The sequence below is a fragment of the Candidatus Phytoplasma pini genome, from assembly GCF_007821455.1.
Classification (GTDB): domain Bacteria; phylum Bacillota_I; class Bacilli_A; order Acholeplasmatales; family Acholeplasmataceae; genus Phytoplasma; species Phytoplasma pini.
In genome coordinates this window covers 1-16,176 of sequence record NZ_VIAE01000001.1, presented here as the reverse complement: position 1 = coordinate 16,176, position 16,176 = coordinate 1, and the positions used below count along the sequence as shown (strand labels likewise).

Genomic DNA, 16,176 nt, shown 5'->3' with positions numbered 1-16,176 from the left:
TTAGAGATTCTTTTTGGTGATTTAGGACAAGGGATACACCTGTTCCCATTCCGAATACAGAAGTTAAGTCTTGTCTCCCGAAAATAGTTTTTGGTAACGAAAGCAAAAATAGGTTTTGCCAAAAAGAAACGAAAAAAATTTTTTTTAAAAAGATTTCGATCAAAAAAAAGCCTATATAGCTCAGTTGGTAGAGCATCTGACTGTTAATCAGAGGGTCCTAGGTTCGAGCCCTAGTATAGGCGCCATTAATATTCAATAATTAATATAAATTTTGAAGGTTAAATATTTTTTAATTTTTTTGTTTAAGAATACATTATTTTCAAAAATAGTTCTTTTTATATTATTAACTTAAAAATTTTTTAAAAATAATACATATTATATATATAAATAGGTAAATATTAGATGAATTTTCAATTATTTGAAACTATTTTTGAAAATAATTTATTAACTGTAGAAGTCAATAATTTAGCAAAACAAGCTAATGGGAAAATATTGATTCGTTATAAAGATACTGTTGTTTTAAGCGTTTCTGTTTCTAAAAAAATAGATACTATTCTTAAATATTTTCCTTTGATGATTATATATCAAGAAAAACTTTATGCAGCAGGAAAAATACCAGGAAGTTTTGCTAGACGCGAAGGAAAACCATTCGATCATGAAGTTTTAAATGCACGTTTAATTGATAGATCTTTGAGGCCTTTGTTTTCTAAAAAATTACAAATAGAAGTTCAAATTGTAAACACTGTTTTGAGTAGCGATTCTGAATGCAATGATGAACTTTTTGCTCTTTTAGGTAGTTCTTTATCTTTGTTGATTTCAGATATTCCATTTAATACTCCAGTTTCAGGTGTTTGTATTGGTAAATTAGATAATAAATTAGTTATTAATCCTAATACGCAACAGAAAAAAAAGTCTGATTTTTTATTAACTCTTGCTGGTACCAAAAAAAGTATAAATATGATTGAATTGATTTCAAAAGAGGTTTCAGAAACGGAAATATTAGAAGCTGCTTTTTTTGGTCATAAAATTATTCAAGAACTTTGTTGTTTTCAAGAAAAAATCCAAAACCAAATAAATCCTAAAAAAGATGATTTTTTAATATCTCATGATTTTTCTAATAGTTTTTTTTATAATGATATGGAAAAAAAATATTGTTCATCGATTCAAAAGATGTTAAATAAAAATTGTGAACAAAAAAATAATAAAAAAAAATTGAATTTTGAAATCGAAAGTTTAAAAGAAAATATAATAAATGAATATCAGAAATTTTTTTTAACAAAAAATAATGAGTCTAATTTTTTTAACTTAGACAATAAAAAAGATTTTATGAAATCAGAAATAGAAGAAATTTTTGAATTTTTATTACATAGAGAATTTAAAAAAATGGTTTTACAAGACAAAAAGAGAATTGATGGTAGAAAATTTGACGAAATTAGAATGATTAAAAGTCAAGTTAATTTTTTACCTCGGACTCATGGTTCAGCTCTTTTTACTAGAGGAGAAACACAAAGTTTAGCTGTAGTTACTTTAGGAACTCTTGATGAAAGTAAAAAAATTGATGATTTAACAGATGAAGATAAAAAACGTTTCGTTTTGCATTATAATTTTCCTCCTTTTTCTGTTGGTGAAATCGGGCGATATATAGGTCCAACAAGGAGAGAAATTGGTCATGGGATTTTAGCTGAAAAGGCTTTGTATTATGTTTTGCCTTCAGAAGAAGATTTCCCTTATTTTATCAGGGTTGTTTCTGAAATTTTAGAATCTAATGGTTCTTCTTCGCAAGCTACTATTTCAGCTTCTTCGATGGCTTTGATGGATGCCGGAGTTCCTTTAAAAAGATCGGTTGCTGGAATTGCCATAGGATTATTTACCGATGGGGAGGATCATGTTATTTTGAGCGATATTCAAGGGTTAGAAGATCATTTAGGTGATATGGATTTAAAAGTAGCAGGAACAAAAAAAGGCATTACTGCTTTGCAAATGGATGTCAAAAACATTTTTTTAGATTTTGATATTTTAAGCGAAGCGTTAGAAAAAGCTCATATTGGACGATTAGCAATTTTGAAAGAAATCGATCAAACTATTTCTAAAACTAGACCTAAATTATCTATTTATGCTCCTAAGATAAAAATTATTAATATAAAAACAGATAAAATACGTGATATTGTTGGTTATGGAGGAAAAATTATTTCTCAAATTATCGAAAATCATGATAATGTTCGAATAGATATTAAACAAGATGGTAAAATTTTTATTACTCATCATAACGAAGAGATTATCAAAAAAACTGCTAATTATATTTTAGATTTAATTAAAGATGTAAAAGTTGGAGAGATTTATGAAGGAGTTGTTCTTAAAATTTTAAAAGATAAAAAAGGGAAATCTTTTGGTTCTATAGTAGAAATTATTCCGAAAAAAGAAGGATTCATTCATATTAGTAAATTATCTAACAACAGAGTGGAAAAAGTTGAAGATATTTTATCTGTTGGTGATCATATTTTAGTGAAATGTATAGAAATTAATGAAAAAGGAAAAATTTTATTTTCTTTGAAAAATTTTTTAGAATAATATAAATGTTTTATTTTTTTAAAAATTTGTTAGAATATTATTGTTAAAAAATAACAGAAGGTGATCGAAGTTTATTCTTATTATTTGCTAATATAGCCTATTTAATAAAAATAAATTTAGGAAAGTCCATGTTAGCACATGTTTATTTTTAGGAAAGATATGTAATGTTTGTGCTTAAGAAAAAAATAACTTAAGGTGTTTAATTATAATATTAAACAACGGCTTTTTTTAAATTCTAAAAATTTATATATGAAAAAATTTTATATAAATTCATGAATATGAAATAATAAAGTGCCACAGAGACGAGTTAATTAGAAATAATTAAAATGAAACGCGGTAAACCCCTCAAGCTAATAATCCAAAATATGGTAGGAGCATGTAAAAATTAACCTTTCCTATTCTTTTATTGATAATATAAGTTAATTTTTATACTTTTTCAAAAGGAAAAAGAGATAAATGATCACACTTGTTTTTAAAAAACAAGAACAGAACATGGCTTATGCATGTTATTTTTTAAACATATTTTTTATTTTGATTTTGAAAAATATTTTTTATTTAAAAAAATTTCATTAAATATTTTTGCATATTAAAAATTAATGTTATTTGATTTTTTATTTTTTTATTTGTTGATGTATTAATTAATAAATTTTCAATGAATAAAAAAATAACGAAAACAACAAAAATAATAATTATTTATAAAAATTATATAATATAAATGTATATTTGAAAATGAATTAGTAAATTATGAATAAAGAAACAGAACAATTTTTAATTAGAATTAAAAAAGCGGAAGAATTAAATAAAAATAATATTAACCCTTTTTTAAATAAATTTATAGAAAAAAACCAAATTGGTGATATATTAAAAGAATATCAAAATTGTTGTTCTTCAGAATTAGAGTTAAATAAAGTTTTTGTTTCTGTATCAGGAAGAGTTATTTTAAAAAGAATACAAGGAAAAGCTGGTTTTTTAATTTTGCAAGATTTTGAAGATACTATTCAAATTTATGCTAATAATAAATTAGTTTCTGAGAAGGCATTTTGGATTTTTAAAAATGTTGATTTGGGAGATATTATAGGTATTTCTGGTTATTTATTTAAAACTAAAACTAATGAATTAACTATTAAGTCTAATGATGTTTTCCATTTAAGTAAAAGTCTAAGACCTTTACCTGATAAACATAAAGGTTTAAAAGATAAAGAAACTATTAGAAAAAAACGTTTTTTAGATTTAATTATTAACGATAAAACAAGAAAAATTTTTTTAAAACGTATTAAAATTATTCAAATGATTAGAAATTTTTTTCATAATAGAGGTTTTTTAGAAGTAGAAACTCCTATTTTACATTCTATTTTAGGTGGTGCCGCTGCTAAACCTTTTATTACACACCATAATGCTTTAGAATCAGATTTTTATTTGAGAATAGCAACTGAAATACCTTTAAAAAAACTTATTGTTGGCGGTATAAAAGCTATTTTTGAAATAGGTCGTGTTTTTCGTAACGAAGGTATCGATGCCCATCATAATCCTGAATTTACTACGATCGAAGCTTATTTAGCTTATTCTGATATGCAAAAAATGATTCATTTAACAAAAGATTTGTTAAGAGAAGTTTGTCAAAATGTTCTAGATAGTTTAACTTTTGAATATCAACAATATCAAATTAGTTTTAATAAATTTTATCAATATGATATGGTTGATATCATTAAACAAAAAACAGGAGTTAATTTTTATGAAATTTTTTCTTTAGAAGATTGTTTGCGTATAGCTAGAGAACATCATATTGTTACCGAATCTTTTTATACTAAAGGACATATTATAATAGCTTTTTTTGAAAAGTTTGTAGAAGAAACTTTGATTCAGCCAACTTTTATTTATAATTATCCCTTAGAAGTTAGTCCTTTAGCACAGGTTTGTCCTCGAAATCCAGAATTTGTTGAACGTTTTGAGTTATTTATCGCAGGAAAAGAATTTGTTAATGCTTTTAGTGAATTAAACGATCCTATTGAACAAAAAAAACGTTTTGAAAATCAATTATTACAAAAAAAATTAGGAAATGAAGAAGCCGAAGAATTAGATTCTGATTTTATCGAGGCTCTTGAATATGGAATGCCTCCTACAGGAGGCATGGGGTTAGGGATAGATCGCTTAGTAATGCTTTTAACTAATACCGCTAATATTCGAGATGTTATTTTATTTCCTCATTTTAAGCAAAATAAAACAATATTATAATAAAAAATAAAATGAATTTTCGAGGGTTTTGAAGTAGATGAGTATTTTTTATTTACAAAGTTTTTATAGTATTATGAAAAGTCTTAATTCTATTGAATCTTTAGTAAAAAAAGCGAAAGAAAACTGTTATGATTTTATCGCTTTAAGCGATAAAGAAAATTTATATGGCATTTTTGATTTTTTTTCTTTGTGCAAAAAATACAAAATTAAACCTATAATCGGATTGCAAATTGATTTATCTTTAGATGATATCATTAATCAAAAGAAAAAAATTATTATTTTAGTTTATGCTTTTAATGATATAGGTTTGCAAAATTTAATTAAAATTTCTAATTATTTTCAAATCCATAAAAAATGTACTTTGAGTAAATTAAGAGATTTACAAGATGGTGTTTTTTTTGTATTACCTAATGTGGATTTTGATTCAAATTATTTATTTAATTCTGATTTGATTCGAAAAATTTTGCAAAAATTAAAAAATGTTTTTTCTTTTTTCTTTTTAGGATTTTCTTTACAATCTAATATTTTAGATTTTTTTGCTGATATTTTTTTATCTATAGCGAAAGAATTAGATATTAAAATAGTCCCTGCCCATAAAACTTCTTATTTAGAAGAAAATGAAAAAGAAGCTTTTGATTTATTATTAAAATTATCTAAATCTAAAAAAGATTTTTCTAATGATAAAAAGCAATTTTTTTTTGATAAAACGCAAAAAAGAATAAATGAAATTAGAGGACTTTTGTTTGACGATAAAGAAGAAAATAATAATCATGAAAAACTTTTAGATTTATATTTAGAATCTTTAGAAGAATTAAAATTATCTAATTATCGCGAATTTCAAAAAATAATGAATATGTCTGATATTCTTATTGAAGAACATTTTGAAGATTTTAAACAAAAGCATATTTTTTCTTTTCAATTCTTGACACAAGAAGAAATTAAAAAAAAATATCAAATATATTTTAATAATTATAAATATTCTTTTTTGAATTTAAAAGAATTTATTAATTTAATTGATTATAAAAATCTTTTTCCTTGTGATTTAAATCTTCCTTGTTTACCTTTGCCTAAATCGAATTCGAATTATTCTTCTTTTGAATATTTAAAAGAACAAGTTTATATTTTTTTAAAAAAATATCAAAAATATTTTTCTGATGATATTTATCAAAAACGTTTAGAAAAAGAATTAAAAATTATTCAAGAAACAAAATATGAAAATTATTTTTTGATTGTAGCTGATATTGTTCGTGAAGCAAAAAATCAAGGTATTTTGTTAGGACCAGGAAGAGGATCTTCAGCTAGTTCATTGGTTTGTTTTTGTCTAGGTATTACAGAGATTGATCCTTTATATTATAATTTGTTTTTCGAACGTTTTTTGAATATTCAAAGACAAAAAATGCCTGATATTGATTTAGATTTTCCTGATACTAAGATAAGCCTTATTTTAAAATACATTTTGCAACGTTATAAAGACAATTTTGTTGCTAATATTGTTACTTTTAATACTTTAAGATTAAAGTATCTTCAATCTTTTTTAGAAAATGTTATTTTTCCTAAGGAAAAAAAAAGATTTGCTAATTTGAAATCAATGTTTCAATATTATTCACAATCTTTAAAAAAATTGGATGGTATACCAAGGTTTTGCGGAACTCATCCTTCAGGGATTGTTTTAAGTAATAAAAATTTATTAGAATATATTCCTATTCAACCTAATCCTTTAACTAATTCTCCCTTTATATATCAAACACAACTTGGTTTTAAACAATTAGAAAAAATAGGTTTATTAAAAATAGATTTATTGAGTTTAAAAAGTTTATCTTTAGTGGAGAAAATTTTACAAAAAATCAATGAGAAAATAGATATTTCTTGGTCTAATTTACCTTTAGATGATCAATTAACTTATTCTACTTTGCAAAAAGGTAATACGGATTATATTTTTCAATTAGAATCTTTTAGTGCAAAAAAGATTTTACAACAAATAAAACCTGATAAATTTGAAGATTTAATTGCTATTTTAGCTTTAAATAGACCAGGACCAATTAATTATGTTAATAATTATCGTGTGAATAAAATAAAAAAAATTTCTTTTTTTGTTCATCCCTTGGTGGATCCCATCTTAAAGAAAACTTATGGTCTGATTCTTTATCAGGAACAAATTATGGCAATAGCAGTAAAATTTGCAGGTTATTTTTTAGGAGAAGCTGAAACTTTAATGAAATACATGAGTCAAGATAAAAAATCTAAAGATTTAATTTTTCAAAAATTAAAAGATGTTTTCATTAAACGTAGTATTCAAAAAGGACATTTAGAAGAACAAGCAATAAAAGTTTATAATTATCTTTTAAAATTTTCTAATTATAGTTTTAATAAAAGTCATAGTGTTTCTTATGCTTTGATTAGTTATCGTATGGCTTTTTTAAAAACACATTATATTGATTTTTTTTTAGTTATGTTAAACGAATATATTAATAATCCTTTGGAAACTTATAAATTATTGAAACAATTAAAATTACAACATCAAGTAAAGATTTTAGTTCCAGATATTTCAAAAAGTCATTTAGAATATTGTTTACTACATAATCAACTTTTAATGCCTTTAAAAACAATTCTTAGTGTTAATAATGAGTTGGTTTCTTTTATTATTCAAGAAAGACAAAAAAGAAATTTTTGTGATTTTTTTGATTTCAAAAAAAGATGTCATAAATTTTTAAATGATAAAATATTAAAAGATTTAATTTTATCAGGATCTTTAGATTTTTTTGGTTTAAATAGACAAACTTTACATTTAAATGCGGATTTAGAATATTTAGAACATGAACAATATTTATCATCTTCTTTTCGGAAAGTGATTAAAAAAGAGGAATATTCATCTGAATATTTAAAAGAATCTATTTCAGAAATTTTTGGATTTGCTTTATCTGAATTAATTTTATAAAATATAATATATATATTATATTCGTTTAATAAAAAGAAAGTATAGAATCATAATGATAATAATCTTTGAAAAATTATTTTTATTTTTTAAAAAGATATTTTATTTTGAATCTTTACCCAAAAAACAACAAAAAATTTTAAAGTTTTTTTGGGTTTTATTTGGCATTTTATTATTTTTTTTAGTTTTATCTTCTAATTTATATAGAGGGGTTTTTAATGAAAGTAAAATCAATTTCCAAAATGTTTTTGATACAAAAGTAGTTCAGGAGATAATCCAGGAACATAACGAAGAAGAAACAAATATTAATTTAAAAACTATGTGTTTGGTTATTGTTGGGTTGATAACTATATTGGTTTATAAAAAAGGGGTTATTGGTATTTCTTTAGGTACTTTATTCGGATCTTTTTTAGGGATTTGGTTGGCTTTTCTTTATCCCTCTATCACTTATTTTTTGGAATTAGTATTTCGATATTTTTTAAACATTTCTTAATGTTAAAATAATTTTAGATTATTAATTATAATAAATTATAAAATAAAGTTGGGTATAAAAATAAAATAATGAAAAAAAATATTCATTTATCTGAAATCATAATGAATTCTTTTTTTATTACTATTGCAATAGCCTGTGATCTTTTGTCTAAATCTTTTGTTTTTTTAAAGATGTCTTTTTTTTTTGCAGGCGTTATGGGGAAAATTTTTAAAATATCTTTTTTAATTCTTCTTTGTTCTGGTTTTTTATTAGGTTTTCGAAATGGTTTTCTTGTTTGTTTAAGTTATTCTTTTTTTCATTTAATTAAATCTATTCCTTTTTTGATAGAAATGAAAAAAGTTCTTTTATGGAGCGATTTGAAATTATTGAGTTCTTGTATTTTAGATTATATCTTGCCTAATTTAATAATTAGTTTATCAGGTTTTTTATATTCTTCTAAAAAAAATAATATTATAATGAAAAAGAATATTATACGTATTTTATTAATTATTTGTTGTTCAAGAATGTTATTTTATTTTTTATCAGGTTATTATATTTATTTTTCTTGTTATCCTCAATATAAAGATCATTTTTTTTGGTTTTGTTTAATATATTCTTTTTTTCCTTGTTTTTTATCTTTTTTTATCAGTATTATTTTTTTATTTTTTTTATTAAAATCCAAAATAAAAACACTTTTTGAATTTGAATGATTATTTATGTATAATTTTATTTTTAGATTTGATGAAATAAAATAATATTTTTCAAAATTATTTTAATAATTTATTTTTAAAAGGAGATAATAATATCAATGTCTGAAATTAATGAAAAAAATTATTCAGTTATTCTATATTATAAATATATTCGTATTATCAATCCTGAAGAATTTAAAAAACAACATTTTGATTATTGTAAAAAAATAAATTTAGTCGGAAGAGTAATTGTTTCATTCGAAGGTATTAATGGTACTTTATCTGGTTTGCAAGAAAACATAAATCAATACATATCATTTATGCAAAAACAAAAAGATTTTAATGATATTAATTTTCAAATAGAGCATGTGACAAAAAATGTTTTTCGAAAATTATCTATAAAATTTAAAGAAGAAATTGTTTCTTTGAAGTTAGACAAAGATCTTTTCCCTCCTGATGTTAGTAAGAATTATTTAAAACCAAAAGAATTTTATCAGTTATTACAAGAAAAAAATGTTTTAGTTTTAGATGTAAGAAATAATTATGAATACTCTTTAGGACATTTTCAAAATGCTATTAATCCTGATATTAATAATTTTCGAGATTTACCTTATTGGCTAGAAAAAAATTTAGATATATTAAAAAATAAAAAGATCTTAACTTATTGTACAGGTGGGGTGCGTTGTGAAAAAATATCTGCTTTCTTGAAAATCAAAGGAATCGATGAAGTTTATCAACTAAAAGGTGGTATTGTTGCTTATAGTCAAGATAAAGAAATTAAAGGACAATTATTTAATGGAAAAGTATATGTTTTTGATCAAAGGATTGTTAGTGAAGCAAATCACCAAAAACATGTAATAGTAGGTAAAGATTTTTTCGATCAAACTCCTTGTGAAAGATATATTAATTGTGCTAATCCTATTTGTAATAAACAAATTTTATGTAGTGAAGAAAATGAACATAAATATTTAGGTAGTTGTTCTATAAAATGTCGTCAACATTATTTAAATCGTTATAAATTAAGAAATATTTCAACAAATGATTTTACAAAGATTTCATAATTTATAATTGTTCGAATATTTATTCGAAAAAAAAGATAAAATATTATTTAGTTGTATTATTTTATTTTTATTTTAAAATGTTGTTTTTTTAAAAAAAATTATTGAAAATTATAAGAAAGGTTATAGAAAACAATGTTTGCTATAATGAAAACTGGAGGAAAACAGTTTAAAGTATCACCAGGACAAGAAATTTTTATAGAAAAGATTGATCAAAATGTTGAAGACTGTTTTTATTTCGATCATGTTTTAGCGATTAAAAATTCAGATAATCAAAAAACTATTTTAGGAATTCCTTTTATTGAAAATGCTAAAGTAGAAGCTCAAGTGGTTAAACATGGAAAATATAAGAAAATTTTAGTCTTTAAATACAAAAGAAGAAAAAAATATCGATTAAAACAAGGTCATAGACAAAATTACACGAAAGTTTTAATTAAGAAAATTATTTTTTAAATTTATGATTATATATTCTTTTTTTAAACAAAAAGAGAAAGTACAAAAAATAATTATTAAAGGACATGCTTTATATGATAAGAAAAATAAAGATGTTGTTTGTGCTTCAGTTTCGACAGCAATTATTATGACTTTAAATGCTATAGAAATTTTTGGATTAAATCATAAAATTAACTATAAATTAAAAACTGGTTATTTTTTGTTAGAAATTTTAATTTTTGATCAAAATATAAATTATTTATTATTAAATTTAGAATATAATTTAAAAGATTTAAATGAAAATTATTCACAATATGTAAAAGAAGAGAATTAAAATAATAAAAGAAAGAAAATTTTGTAATTATGTTGAAATTAAATATTCAATTATTCGCTACCAAAAAAGGAGTAAGTTCGACTCGTAATGGGCGAGATTCACATTCAAAGAGATTAGGTTTAAAATTATCAGATGGTCAATATGCAAACGCAGGTTCTATTATCTATCGCCAAAGAGGTACTAAAATTTTTCCAGGTAATAATGTAGGTTTAGGAAAAGATCATACTTTATTTGCTCTTATAAATGGGTTAGTTAAATATGAAAAAAAAGGGAAAAACCGCAAAAAAGTTTCTGTTTATTAAATATATCGGTATTTACAAAAAGTAAATAATCTATGAATTTTGTAGATGAAACAATTAATTTTGTTAAAGCTGGTAATGGTGGGAACGGAATTATTTCTTTTAGAAGAGAAAAATATGTCTCACATGGTGGTCCTGATGGTGGTAACGGTGGTAACGGTGGTTCTATTATTTTTATAGGCGATTCTGATATAAATACTTTAAGTTTTTTTAAGTACAGTAAAAGAATTACAGCTGAAAATGGTAAAAATGGTGGCGGTAAGAAAAAAAACGGGGCTAATGCCTCTGATTTATTAATCAAAGTTCCTTTAGGAACGGTAGTTTATAATTACGAAAATAATTTTTTAATTGGTGAAATTTTAAAAAATCAAGAAAAATTAATAATTGCTAAAGGCGGCAGAGGCGGTCGTGGTAATTATTTTTTTACTAATTCTAAAAATAGATCTCCTTCTTTCGCTGAAAAAGGAGATTTAGGAGAAAGTTTTGCTATTAAATTAGAATTAAAAATATTAGCTGATGTAGGGTTGATTGGATTACCTAATGTTGGAAAATCTTCTTTAATTTCTTGTTTTTCAAATTCTTCTTCTCCGATTGGTAATTATCCCTTTACAACTATTAAGCCTTTTTTAGGCATTGTTAAAAATGATGATTTCAATTTTACAATGGCTGATTTACCTGGTTTAATTAAAAATGCTCATCTTGGTCGTGGCATAGGAATTCGTTTTTTAAAACATATTGAAAGATGTAAAATTTTAGTTCATTTTTGTAGCGTTGAAAGCGATAATCTTTATGAAGATTATTTGCAATTAAAAGAAGAATTAAAATATTATAATTCTCAAATTTTAAAAAAACCTTGCATTATTGTATTAAATAAAATGGATTTAGAAAATTCTTTATTAAAATTTAATGAATTTCGAAAAAAAATCCCTAATGCTTTAATTATTGGTATTTCTATTCATGAAAATCTTAATTTAAACATTTTAAAAAAAGAAATAATTAAATCTTTAAAAACTTATAATGAAAAACAAAAATTTCAAAATGTTAATGTTGATGATTTAAATATTTATGAACATCGTTTTTTTAAATTAACAGAAGAAAATGAAAATTTTTCTATTTTTAAAGATTCTAAAGGTTATTTTGTTGTTCAAGGTAAAATTATTTATAAATTATTTAATCGTGTGGATTTAAATAATTATGAATCAGTTAGAAGATTTTCTTATATGTTGAAAAATATGGGAGTAGAAGAAGAACTTAAAAAAAAAGGTATGACAGAAAAAGATAAAGTTAATATTTGTGGTTATATTTTTGAATTAGTTAATTAAAAATTTAAACACAATCATATAGTATAATTGTGTTTAAATATTCAAAAATATCTTTTTTTTGACTAATAGTTTATTTTATTTTTGTTGTTTTGTTCTATTCTATGAAAAATCGTATATGATATTTAAAAAAAATTCAAGTAATATTTTTATTTTAAAGCAAGTAGTTATATCTTCTCTTTTGGTTTCTTTATCTATTTTATTTGAAAATTTTTTAAAAAAACCTTTTAATTTTATGCCCTTAAAAATAAGAAAATTTTTTTTTCTTGATATTTTTAGTTTTTTTCCTTTACTCTTTTTACCTTTATTACAAAATAAATATTTATCTTTCATAAGTGCTTTTTTATCAGAATTTTTGTGTTTTTGGTTACGAAAATCTTCTAAAAATTTTCCTTATAAACCTATTTTAAGTTTTAGTTATGCTTTTTGTTGGGGTTTTTTGCCAAATTTGTTTTTAACAAAAAATAATAATTCTTTTTGGAAAACATATTTATCTTTGATTTTAATTTTTATTTTTTATTTTTTGACTTATCATCTTTTAAGTTTAAATTTGGTATTATTGTTTGTTAGTAAAAACAAAAAAAATTTATTAAATTGTTTAGATAAGTATTTTTGGATTCTTCCTATTCGTTTTTTTTCTTTCTTTTTGATTTCTTTTTTAATTTCTTATTTATATTTAAAAATAAAAAAACAAATTATACACTTATTATAAAATATTTATTTTCGGGTTCTAAAGATTTTTATTTTCTCGATTTGAATTAGAATATTATTTATTAAAAATTTATTTAGGTAAAAATAAAAAAATAAAAAATATAAATTATATAATTAATTTTATAAAAATAATTATTTTATTATTTTTTTGAAAAAAAATATAATTATTTTTAGATAAAATTGATTTTTTATAATAAAATGAGGTAATTATGGTTATTAAAGTTGTTTCTACATCAACTAGTTGTCTTGATTATTATCCGCAAGTACACGAAATTGATTTAATAAGAATTAAAATTTATTTTAATGATAAGGAATTTATTGATAATCATACTACTGCTTATAAATTTTATGAAATGTTAAATAAAAATCCTAAAATGATCGCTAAAACATCTCAACCTTCTGTCGGTGAATTAGTTATTTATTTTCGACAATTATTACAAAAAGGTTATAAAAAAGTTTTTGTTACTACTTTATCTAAAGAATTAAGCGGAAGTTATAATACCATTTTGCAAGCTCAAAAAATAGTTAAAAATGAAATTGAAGTTATTGTTTATGATACGGCTACAGTTTGTTTTTCTGAGGGTTTTTTTGCTTTAGAAGCATATCGTTTATTTGCTCAAGGTCTTTCTGTTTCAGAAGTTCTTCAACATTTGGATTTTTTGAAAAAAAATAATACTATTTTTTTCGTAGTTAATTCTTTAACACAATTAATTCAAAATGGTCGTTTAACCCATATGAATGGATTTTTAGGAAGATTATTTAGAATCAAACCTATTTTACAAGTTAATAATGAAGGTAAAATTGTATTAATTGATAAACATATTACTTTAGAAAAAACTTTTACTTCTATTTTTAATAAAATTAAAAAATATACTGAAGGAAAACAATTTATATTACATATTATGTTTACCGGTAATCCTGATTTAAAAAAAGATTTTAAATCTTTTTTGATGAAAAAATTTAATTTAACAAATATTTTAGAAATCCCTTGTACTCCTGTTGTTGGAGCTCATATTGGAAATAATGTTGTTGGAGTGGGAATAATTTTAAAATCATAAATAAAATAGATAATAAAAATATGTATATTAATTGCGAAAAAAAATGTTTATATAAAATTCGTAAAGCTCAAAAAATATTAAAAATATTGAAAAAAAGAAATTTTGAATCTTTTATTGTAGGCGGAGCTGTTAGAGATCTATGTTTAGGGCTAGAAATCTCTGAAATAGATATTACAACTAATGCTCTTGTGACAGATATTCAAAAAATTTTTTTATGTTACCCTAAAGGTATTAAATATGGTTTATTAACTATTTTTTTTGATGGAGATTATTTTGATATTGCTTCTTATAGACGCGAGGGTTCTTATTATGATTATCGACATCCATCAACTTTTTTTTTTATTTCAGATATTAAAGAAGATCTTTTAAGACGTGATTTTACTATCAATAGTCTTTTATTGGATCATAAAGATTTAATTATTGATTATAATAATGGTTATGAAGATTTAATTCATAAAAAAATTAAAACTATTGGTGATTCTTATCAAAAATTAACAGAAGATGTTTTAAGAATGATGAGAATTTTTTATTTTCAGGCTAAATTAAATTTCGACATTGAAGAAAAAACACAAAAAATTTTAAAATCAAATATTTTTTTGATTCAAAAAATACAACCTGCAAAAATTTTAGAAATCTTAAAAAAAATAATAAAACAAAAATATTTTCGAAAGGCTTTTATTTCATTTTTGGATAATAATGCTCTTTCTTTTTTGCCAGGATTTCAAAAAAGCATTATGTTTATTCTTCAAAATAATATACTAATGATCAATGAAGAAACTTTTTTTTCTTTATCTTTTCGTTTAGAACCTAAGTTAATAGATTATTATCCTTTTAGCAAAAAGGAAAAGGTGATGTTTCGAAAAAATATTTTTTTTGATGATTAATGATGAAAAAAATAATAATTTTTTTAAATACTAATTAAAATACAAGAGAGGAGAAAAGAAGAAATATTATATTACAAATCTTTATTATTTAAAAATATATATAAATATAATGATCTTTAAAATATATTTCTTTTAAAAAAATAAAAGTATGCATTTGCCAAAAAATCAATTTTTACAAGAAAAACAAATAGGTAAAAAATATCAATTGATAGGTAAAATAACAAGTATCAATAAAGGAGAAAATTTTCATAATATTGATCTTTTGTTATTAGAAGGTTTTAGTATTAATGTGAAAATTAAGCCAGATTTTTTTTTGTTTCAATTAGAAATAGAGAAAATTTATTGGTTTGAAGTTCTTTATTTAAATAAAAATACCAAAAATATTTTTATTAGTGAAAAATATGATTATATCGAAAATGTTTTAAATTTAACAGAAATTTATAATTTTTATAACCATTTTTTTAAATGTTCTGCTTTGTCTTTTAGCGATTTAGATCAATTAATTCAAAAATATTTGTATAAAATTAAAAATCCGATTTTGAATAATATTACTAAAAATTTATATTTTAAAAATCAAAAAAAATTTCTAATTTCTCCTGCAGCTTTTAAGATGCATCATAATTATTATGGGGGTTTAGGATTTCATACTGCTATAATTTTAAAAAATGCAGATGCTCTTTCAGAGGTATATTCTTTTTTAAATAGAGATTTATTATATTCTGGAATTATTTTGCATGATATGGCTAAAATTCAAGAATTTGATTTTTTCACAAAAAAATATACTAAAGAAGGTATTTTATTAGGACATTTAATTTTAGGAGTTAATAATATACATGAAGAAGCTGTTTTTTTAGGATTTCAAAATAGTGAAGAAGTTTTGAGTTTAAAACATTTATTAATTTCTCATCATGGTTTATTAGAATATGGTTCTATAAAAAAACCTCAAATTAGCGAAGCTCTTTTGTTATGGTATTTAGATGATATAGATGCTAAATTGTCTACTCTTGGGGATATATTGAAAAATACAGAAAAAGGTACTTTTTCGGAACCTATTTCTGTTTTAAATCAAAAAAATTTTTATAATCCAGATTTAAATTAAAAAAATTTTTTATATCATTTGATTTTTTTAATTTATAAAAAAATACAGAAAAAGGTACTTTTTCGGAACCTATTTCTGTTTTAAATCAA

Annotated in this window: 14 protein-coding genes, 1 tRNA gene, 1 rRNA gene and 1 other RNA gene; all 17 read left to right on the top strand. The window is 22.1% G+C overall.

Translation table 11 applies throughout. From position 1 onward, the window contains the following. Positions 1-12 precede the first annotated feature (12 nt). The 17 genes from rrf to MDPP_RS00005 all read left to right on the top strand — a co-directional run bounded on the left by rrf (position 13) and on the right by MDPP_RS00005 (position 16,087). Positions 13-124 (top strand): 5S ribosomal RNA (gene rrf, locus MDPP_RS00080). 45 nt (positions 125-169) lie between these two features. Continuing rightward, positions 170-245 (top strand) — tRNA-Asn (locus MDPP_RS00075). 157 nt (positions 246-402) lie between these two features. Next, positions 403-2,568: a polyribonucleotide nucleotidyltransferase gene (locus tag MDPP_RS00070; RefSeq protein ID WP_144658172.1), complete on the top strand. Its 2,166-nt coding sequence runs from the start codon at positions 403-405 to the stop codon at positions 2,566-2,568. Between the two features lie 89 nt (positions 2,569-2,657). Then, an RNA gene (gene rnpB, locus MDPP_RS00065) (RNase P RNA component class B) lies at positions 2,658-3,073 on the top strand. Positions 3,074-3,312: 239 nt separating this feature from the next. Beyond that, a complete protein-coding gene (lysS, locus tag MDPP_RS00060; RefSeq protein WP_144658171.1) occupies positions 3,313-4,800 on the top strand; it encodes a lysine--tRNA ligase in 1,488 nt (495 codons plus the stop codon). Between the two features lie 37 nt (positions 4,801-4,837). Then, on the top strand, positions 4,838-7,735 hold the full coding sequence (locus MDPP_RS00055; RefSeq protein ID WP_144658170.1) for a PHP domain-containing protein: 2,898 nt from the start codon (positions 4,838-4,840) through the stop codon (positions 7,733-7,735). Between the two features lie 52 nt (positions 7,736-7,787). Next, a complete protein-coding gene (locus tag MDPP_RS00050; RefSeq protein WP_144658169.1) occupies positions 7,788-8,225 on the top strand; it encodes a hypothetical protein in 438 nt (145 codons plus the stop codon). Positions 8,226-8,293: 68 nt separating this feature from the next. After that, entirely contained in the window at positions 8,294-8,914 is a 621-nt protein-coding gene (locus MDPP_RS02135) for a hypothetical protein (protein WP_186390715.1), read from the top strand. A 98-nt stretch (positions 8,915-9,012) separates the two neighbouring features. Continuing rightward, positions 9,013-9,954, top strand: coding sequence for an oxygen-dependent tRNA uridine(34) hydroxylase TrhO (gene trhO / locus MDPP_RS00045; protein WP_144658168.1), 942 nt, complete (start codon positions 9,013-9,015; stop codon positions 9,952-9,954). 132 nt (positions 9,955-10,086) lie between these two features. Beyond that, on the top strand, positions 10,087-10,404 hold the full coding sequence (gene rplU / locus MDPP_RS00040; RefSeq protein ID WP_144658167.1) for a 50S ribosomal protein L21: 318 nt from the start codon (positions 10,087-10,089) through the stop codon (positions 10,402-10,404). A gap of 4 nt (positions 10,405-10,408) precedes the next feature. Continuing rightward, positions 10,409-10,717: a ribosomal-processing cysteine protease Prp gene (locus tag MDPP_RS00035; protein ID WP_144658166.1), complete on the top strand. Its 309-nt coding sequence runs from the start codon at positions 10,409-10,411 to the stop codon at positions 10,715-10,717. A 26-nt stretch (positions 10,718-10,743) separates the two neighbouring features. Continuing rightward, positions 10,744-11,019 carry a 50S ribosomal protein L27 gene (gene rpmA / locus MDPP_RS00030; RefSeq protein WP_186390720.1) on the top strand — a complete coding sequence of 92 codons (276 nt, stop codon included), beginning with the start codon at positions 10,744-10,746 and terminating at the stop codon, positions 11,017-11,019. Positions 11,020-11,051: 32 nt separating this feature from the next. Next, positions 11,052-12,338: a GTPase ObgE gene (gene obgE / locus MDPP_RS00025; protein WP_144658164.1), complete on the top strand. Its 1,287-nt coding sequence runs from the start codon at positions 11,052-11,054 to the stop codon at positions 12,336-12,338. Between the two features lie 115 nt (positions 12,339-12,453). Next, positions 12,454-13,047, top strand: a complete 594-nt coding sequence (locus tag MDPP_RS00020) for a hypothetical protein (protein WP_144658163.1) — start codon at positions 12,454-12,456, stop codon at positions 13,045-13,047. 208 nt (positions 13,048-13,255) lie between these two features. Next, the gene (locus MDPP_RS00015) at positions 13,256-14,104 is read left to right on the top strand and encodes a DegV family protein (RefSeq protein WP_144658162.1); all 849 of its coding nucleotides are present in this window, start codon (positions 13,256-13,258) and stop codon (positions 14,102-14,104) included. Positions 14,105-14,124: 20 nt separating this feature from the next. Further along, entirely contained in the window at positions 14,125-14,988 is an 864-nt protein-coding gene (locus MDPP_RS00010) for a CCA tRNA nucleotidyltransferase (protein ID WP_144658161.1), read from the top strand. Between the two features lie 148 nt (positions 14,989-15,136). After that, positions 15,137-16,087 (top strand): HD domain-containing protein, encoded by a 951-nt coding sequence (locus MDPP_RS00005; protein WP_144658160.1) that lies wholly within the window; start codon positions 15,137-15,139, stop codon positions 16,085-16,087. Positions 16,088-16,176: the final 89 nt, after the last annotated feature.

Excerpts from the sequence above, each read along its gene's own strand:
- MDPP_RS00070 (WP_144658172.1), top strand. The coding sequence starts at position 403 with ATGAATTTTCAATTATTTGAAACTATTTTTGAAAATAATTTATTAACT.
- lysS (WP_144658171.1), top strand. The coding sequence starts at position 3,313 with ATGAATAAAGAAACAGAACAATTTTTAATTAGAATTAAAAAAGCGGAA.
- MDPP_RS00055 (WP_144658170.1), top strand. The coding sequence starts at position 4,838 with ATGAGTATTTTTTATTTACAAAGTTTTTATAGTATTATGAAAAGTCTT.
- MDPP_RS00050 (WP_144658169.1), top strand. The coding sequence starts at position 7,788 with ATGATAATAATCTTTGAAAAATTATTTTTATTTTTTAAAAAGATATTT.
- MDPP_RS02135 (WP_186390715.1), top strand. The coding sequence starts at position 8,294 with ATGAAAAAAAATATTCATTTATCTGAAATCATAATGAATTCTTTTTTT.
- trhO (WP_144658168.1), top strand. The coding sequence starts at position 9,013 with ATGTCTGAAATTAATGAAAAAAATTATTCAGTTATTCTATATTATAAA.
- rplU (WP_144658167.1), top strand. The coding sequence starts at position 10,087 with ATGTTTGCTATAATGAAAACTGGAGGAAAACAGTTTAAAGTATCACCA.
- MDPP_RS00035 (WP_144658166.1), top strand. The coding sequence starts at position 10,409 with ATGATTATATATTCTTTTTTTAAACAAAAAGAGAAAGTACAAAAAATA.
- obgE (WP_144658164.1), top strand. The coding sequence starts at position 11,052 with ATGAATTTTGTAGATGAAACAATTAATTTTGTTAAAGCTGGTAATGGT.
- MDPP_RS00020 (WP_144658163.1), top strand. The coding sequence starts at position 12,454 with ATGATATTTAAAAAAAATTCAAGTAATATTTTTATTTTAAAGCAAGTA.
- MDPP_RS00015 (WP_144658162.1), top strand. The coding sequence starts at position 13,256 with ATGGTTATTAAAGTTGTTTCTACATCAACTAGTTGTCTTGATTATTAT.
- MDPP_RS00010 (WP_144658161.1), top strand. The coding sequence starts at position 14,125 with ATGTATATTAATTGCGAAAAAAAATGTTTATATAAAATTCGTAAAGCT.
- MDPP_RS00005 (WP_144658160.1), top strand. The coding sequence starts at position 15,137 with ATGCATTTGCCAAAAAATCAATTTTTACAAGAAAAACAAATAGGTAAA.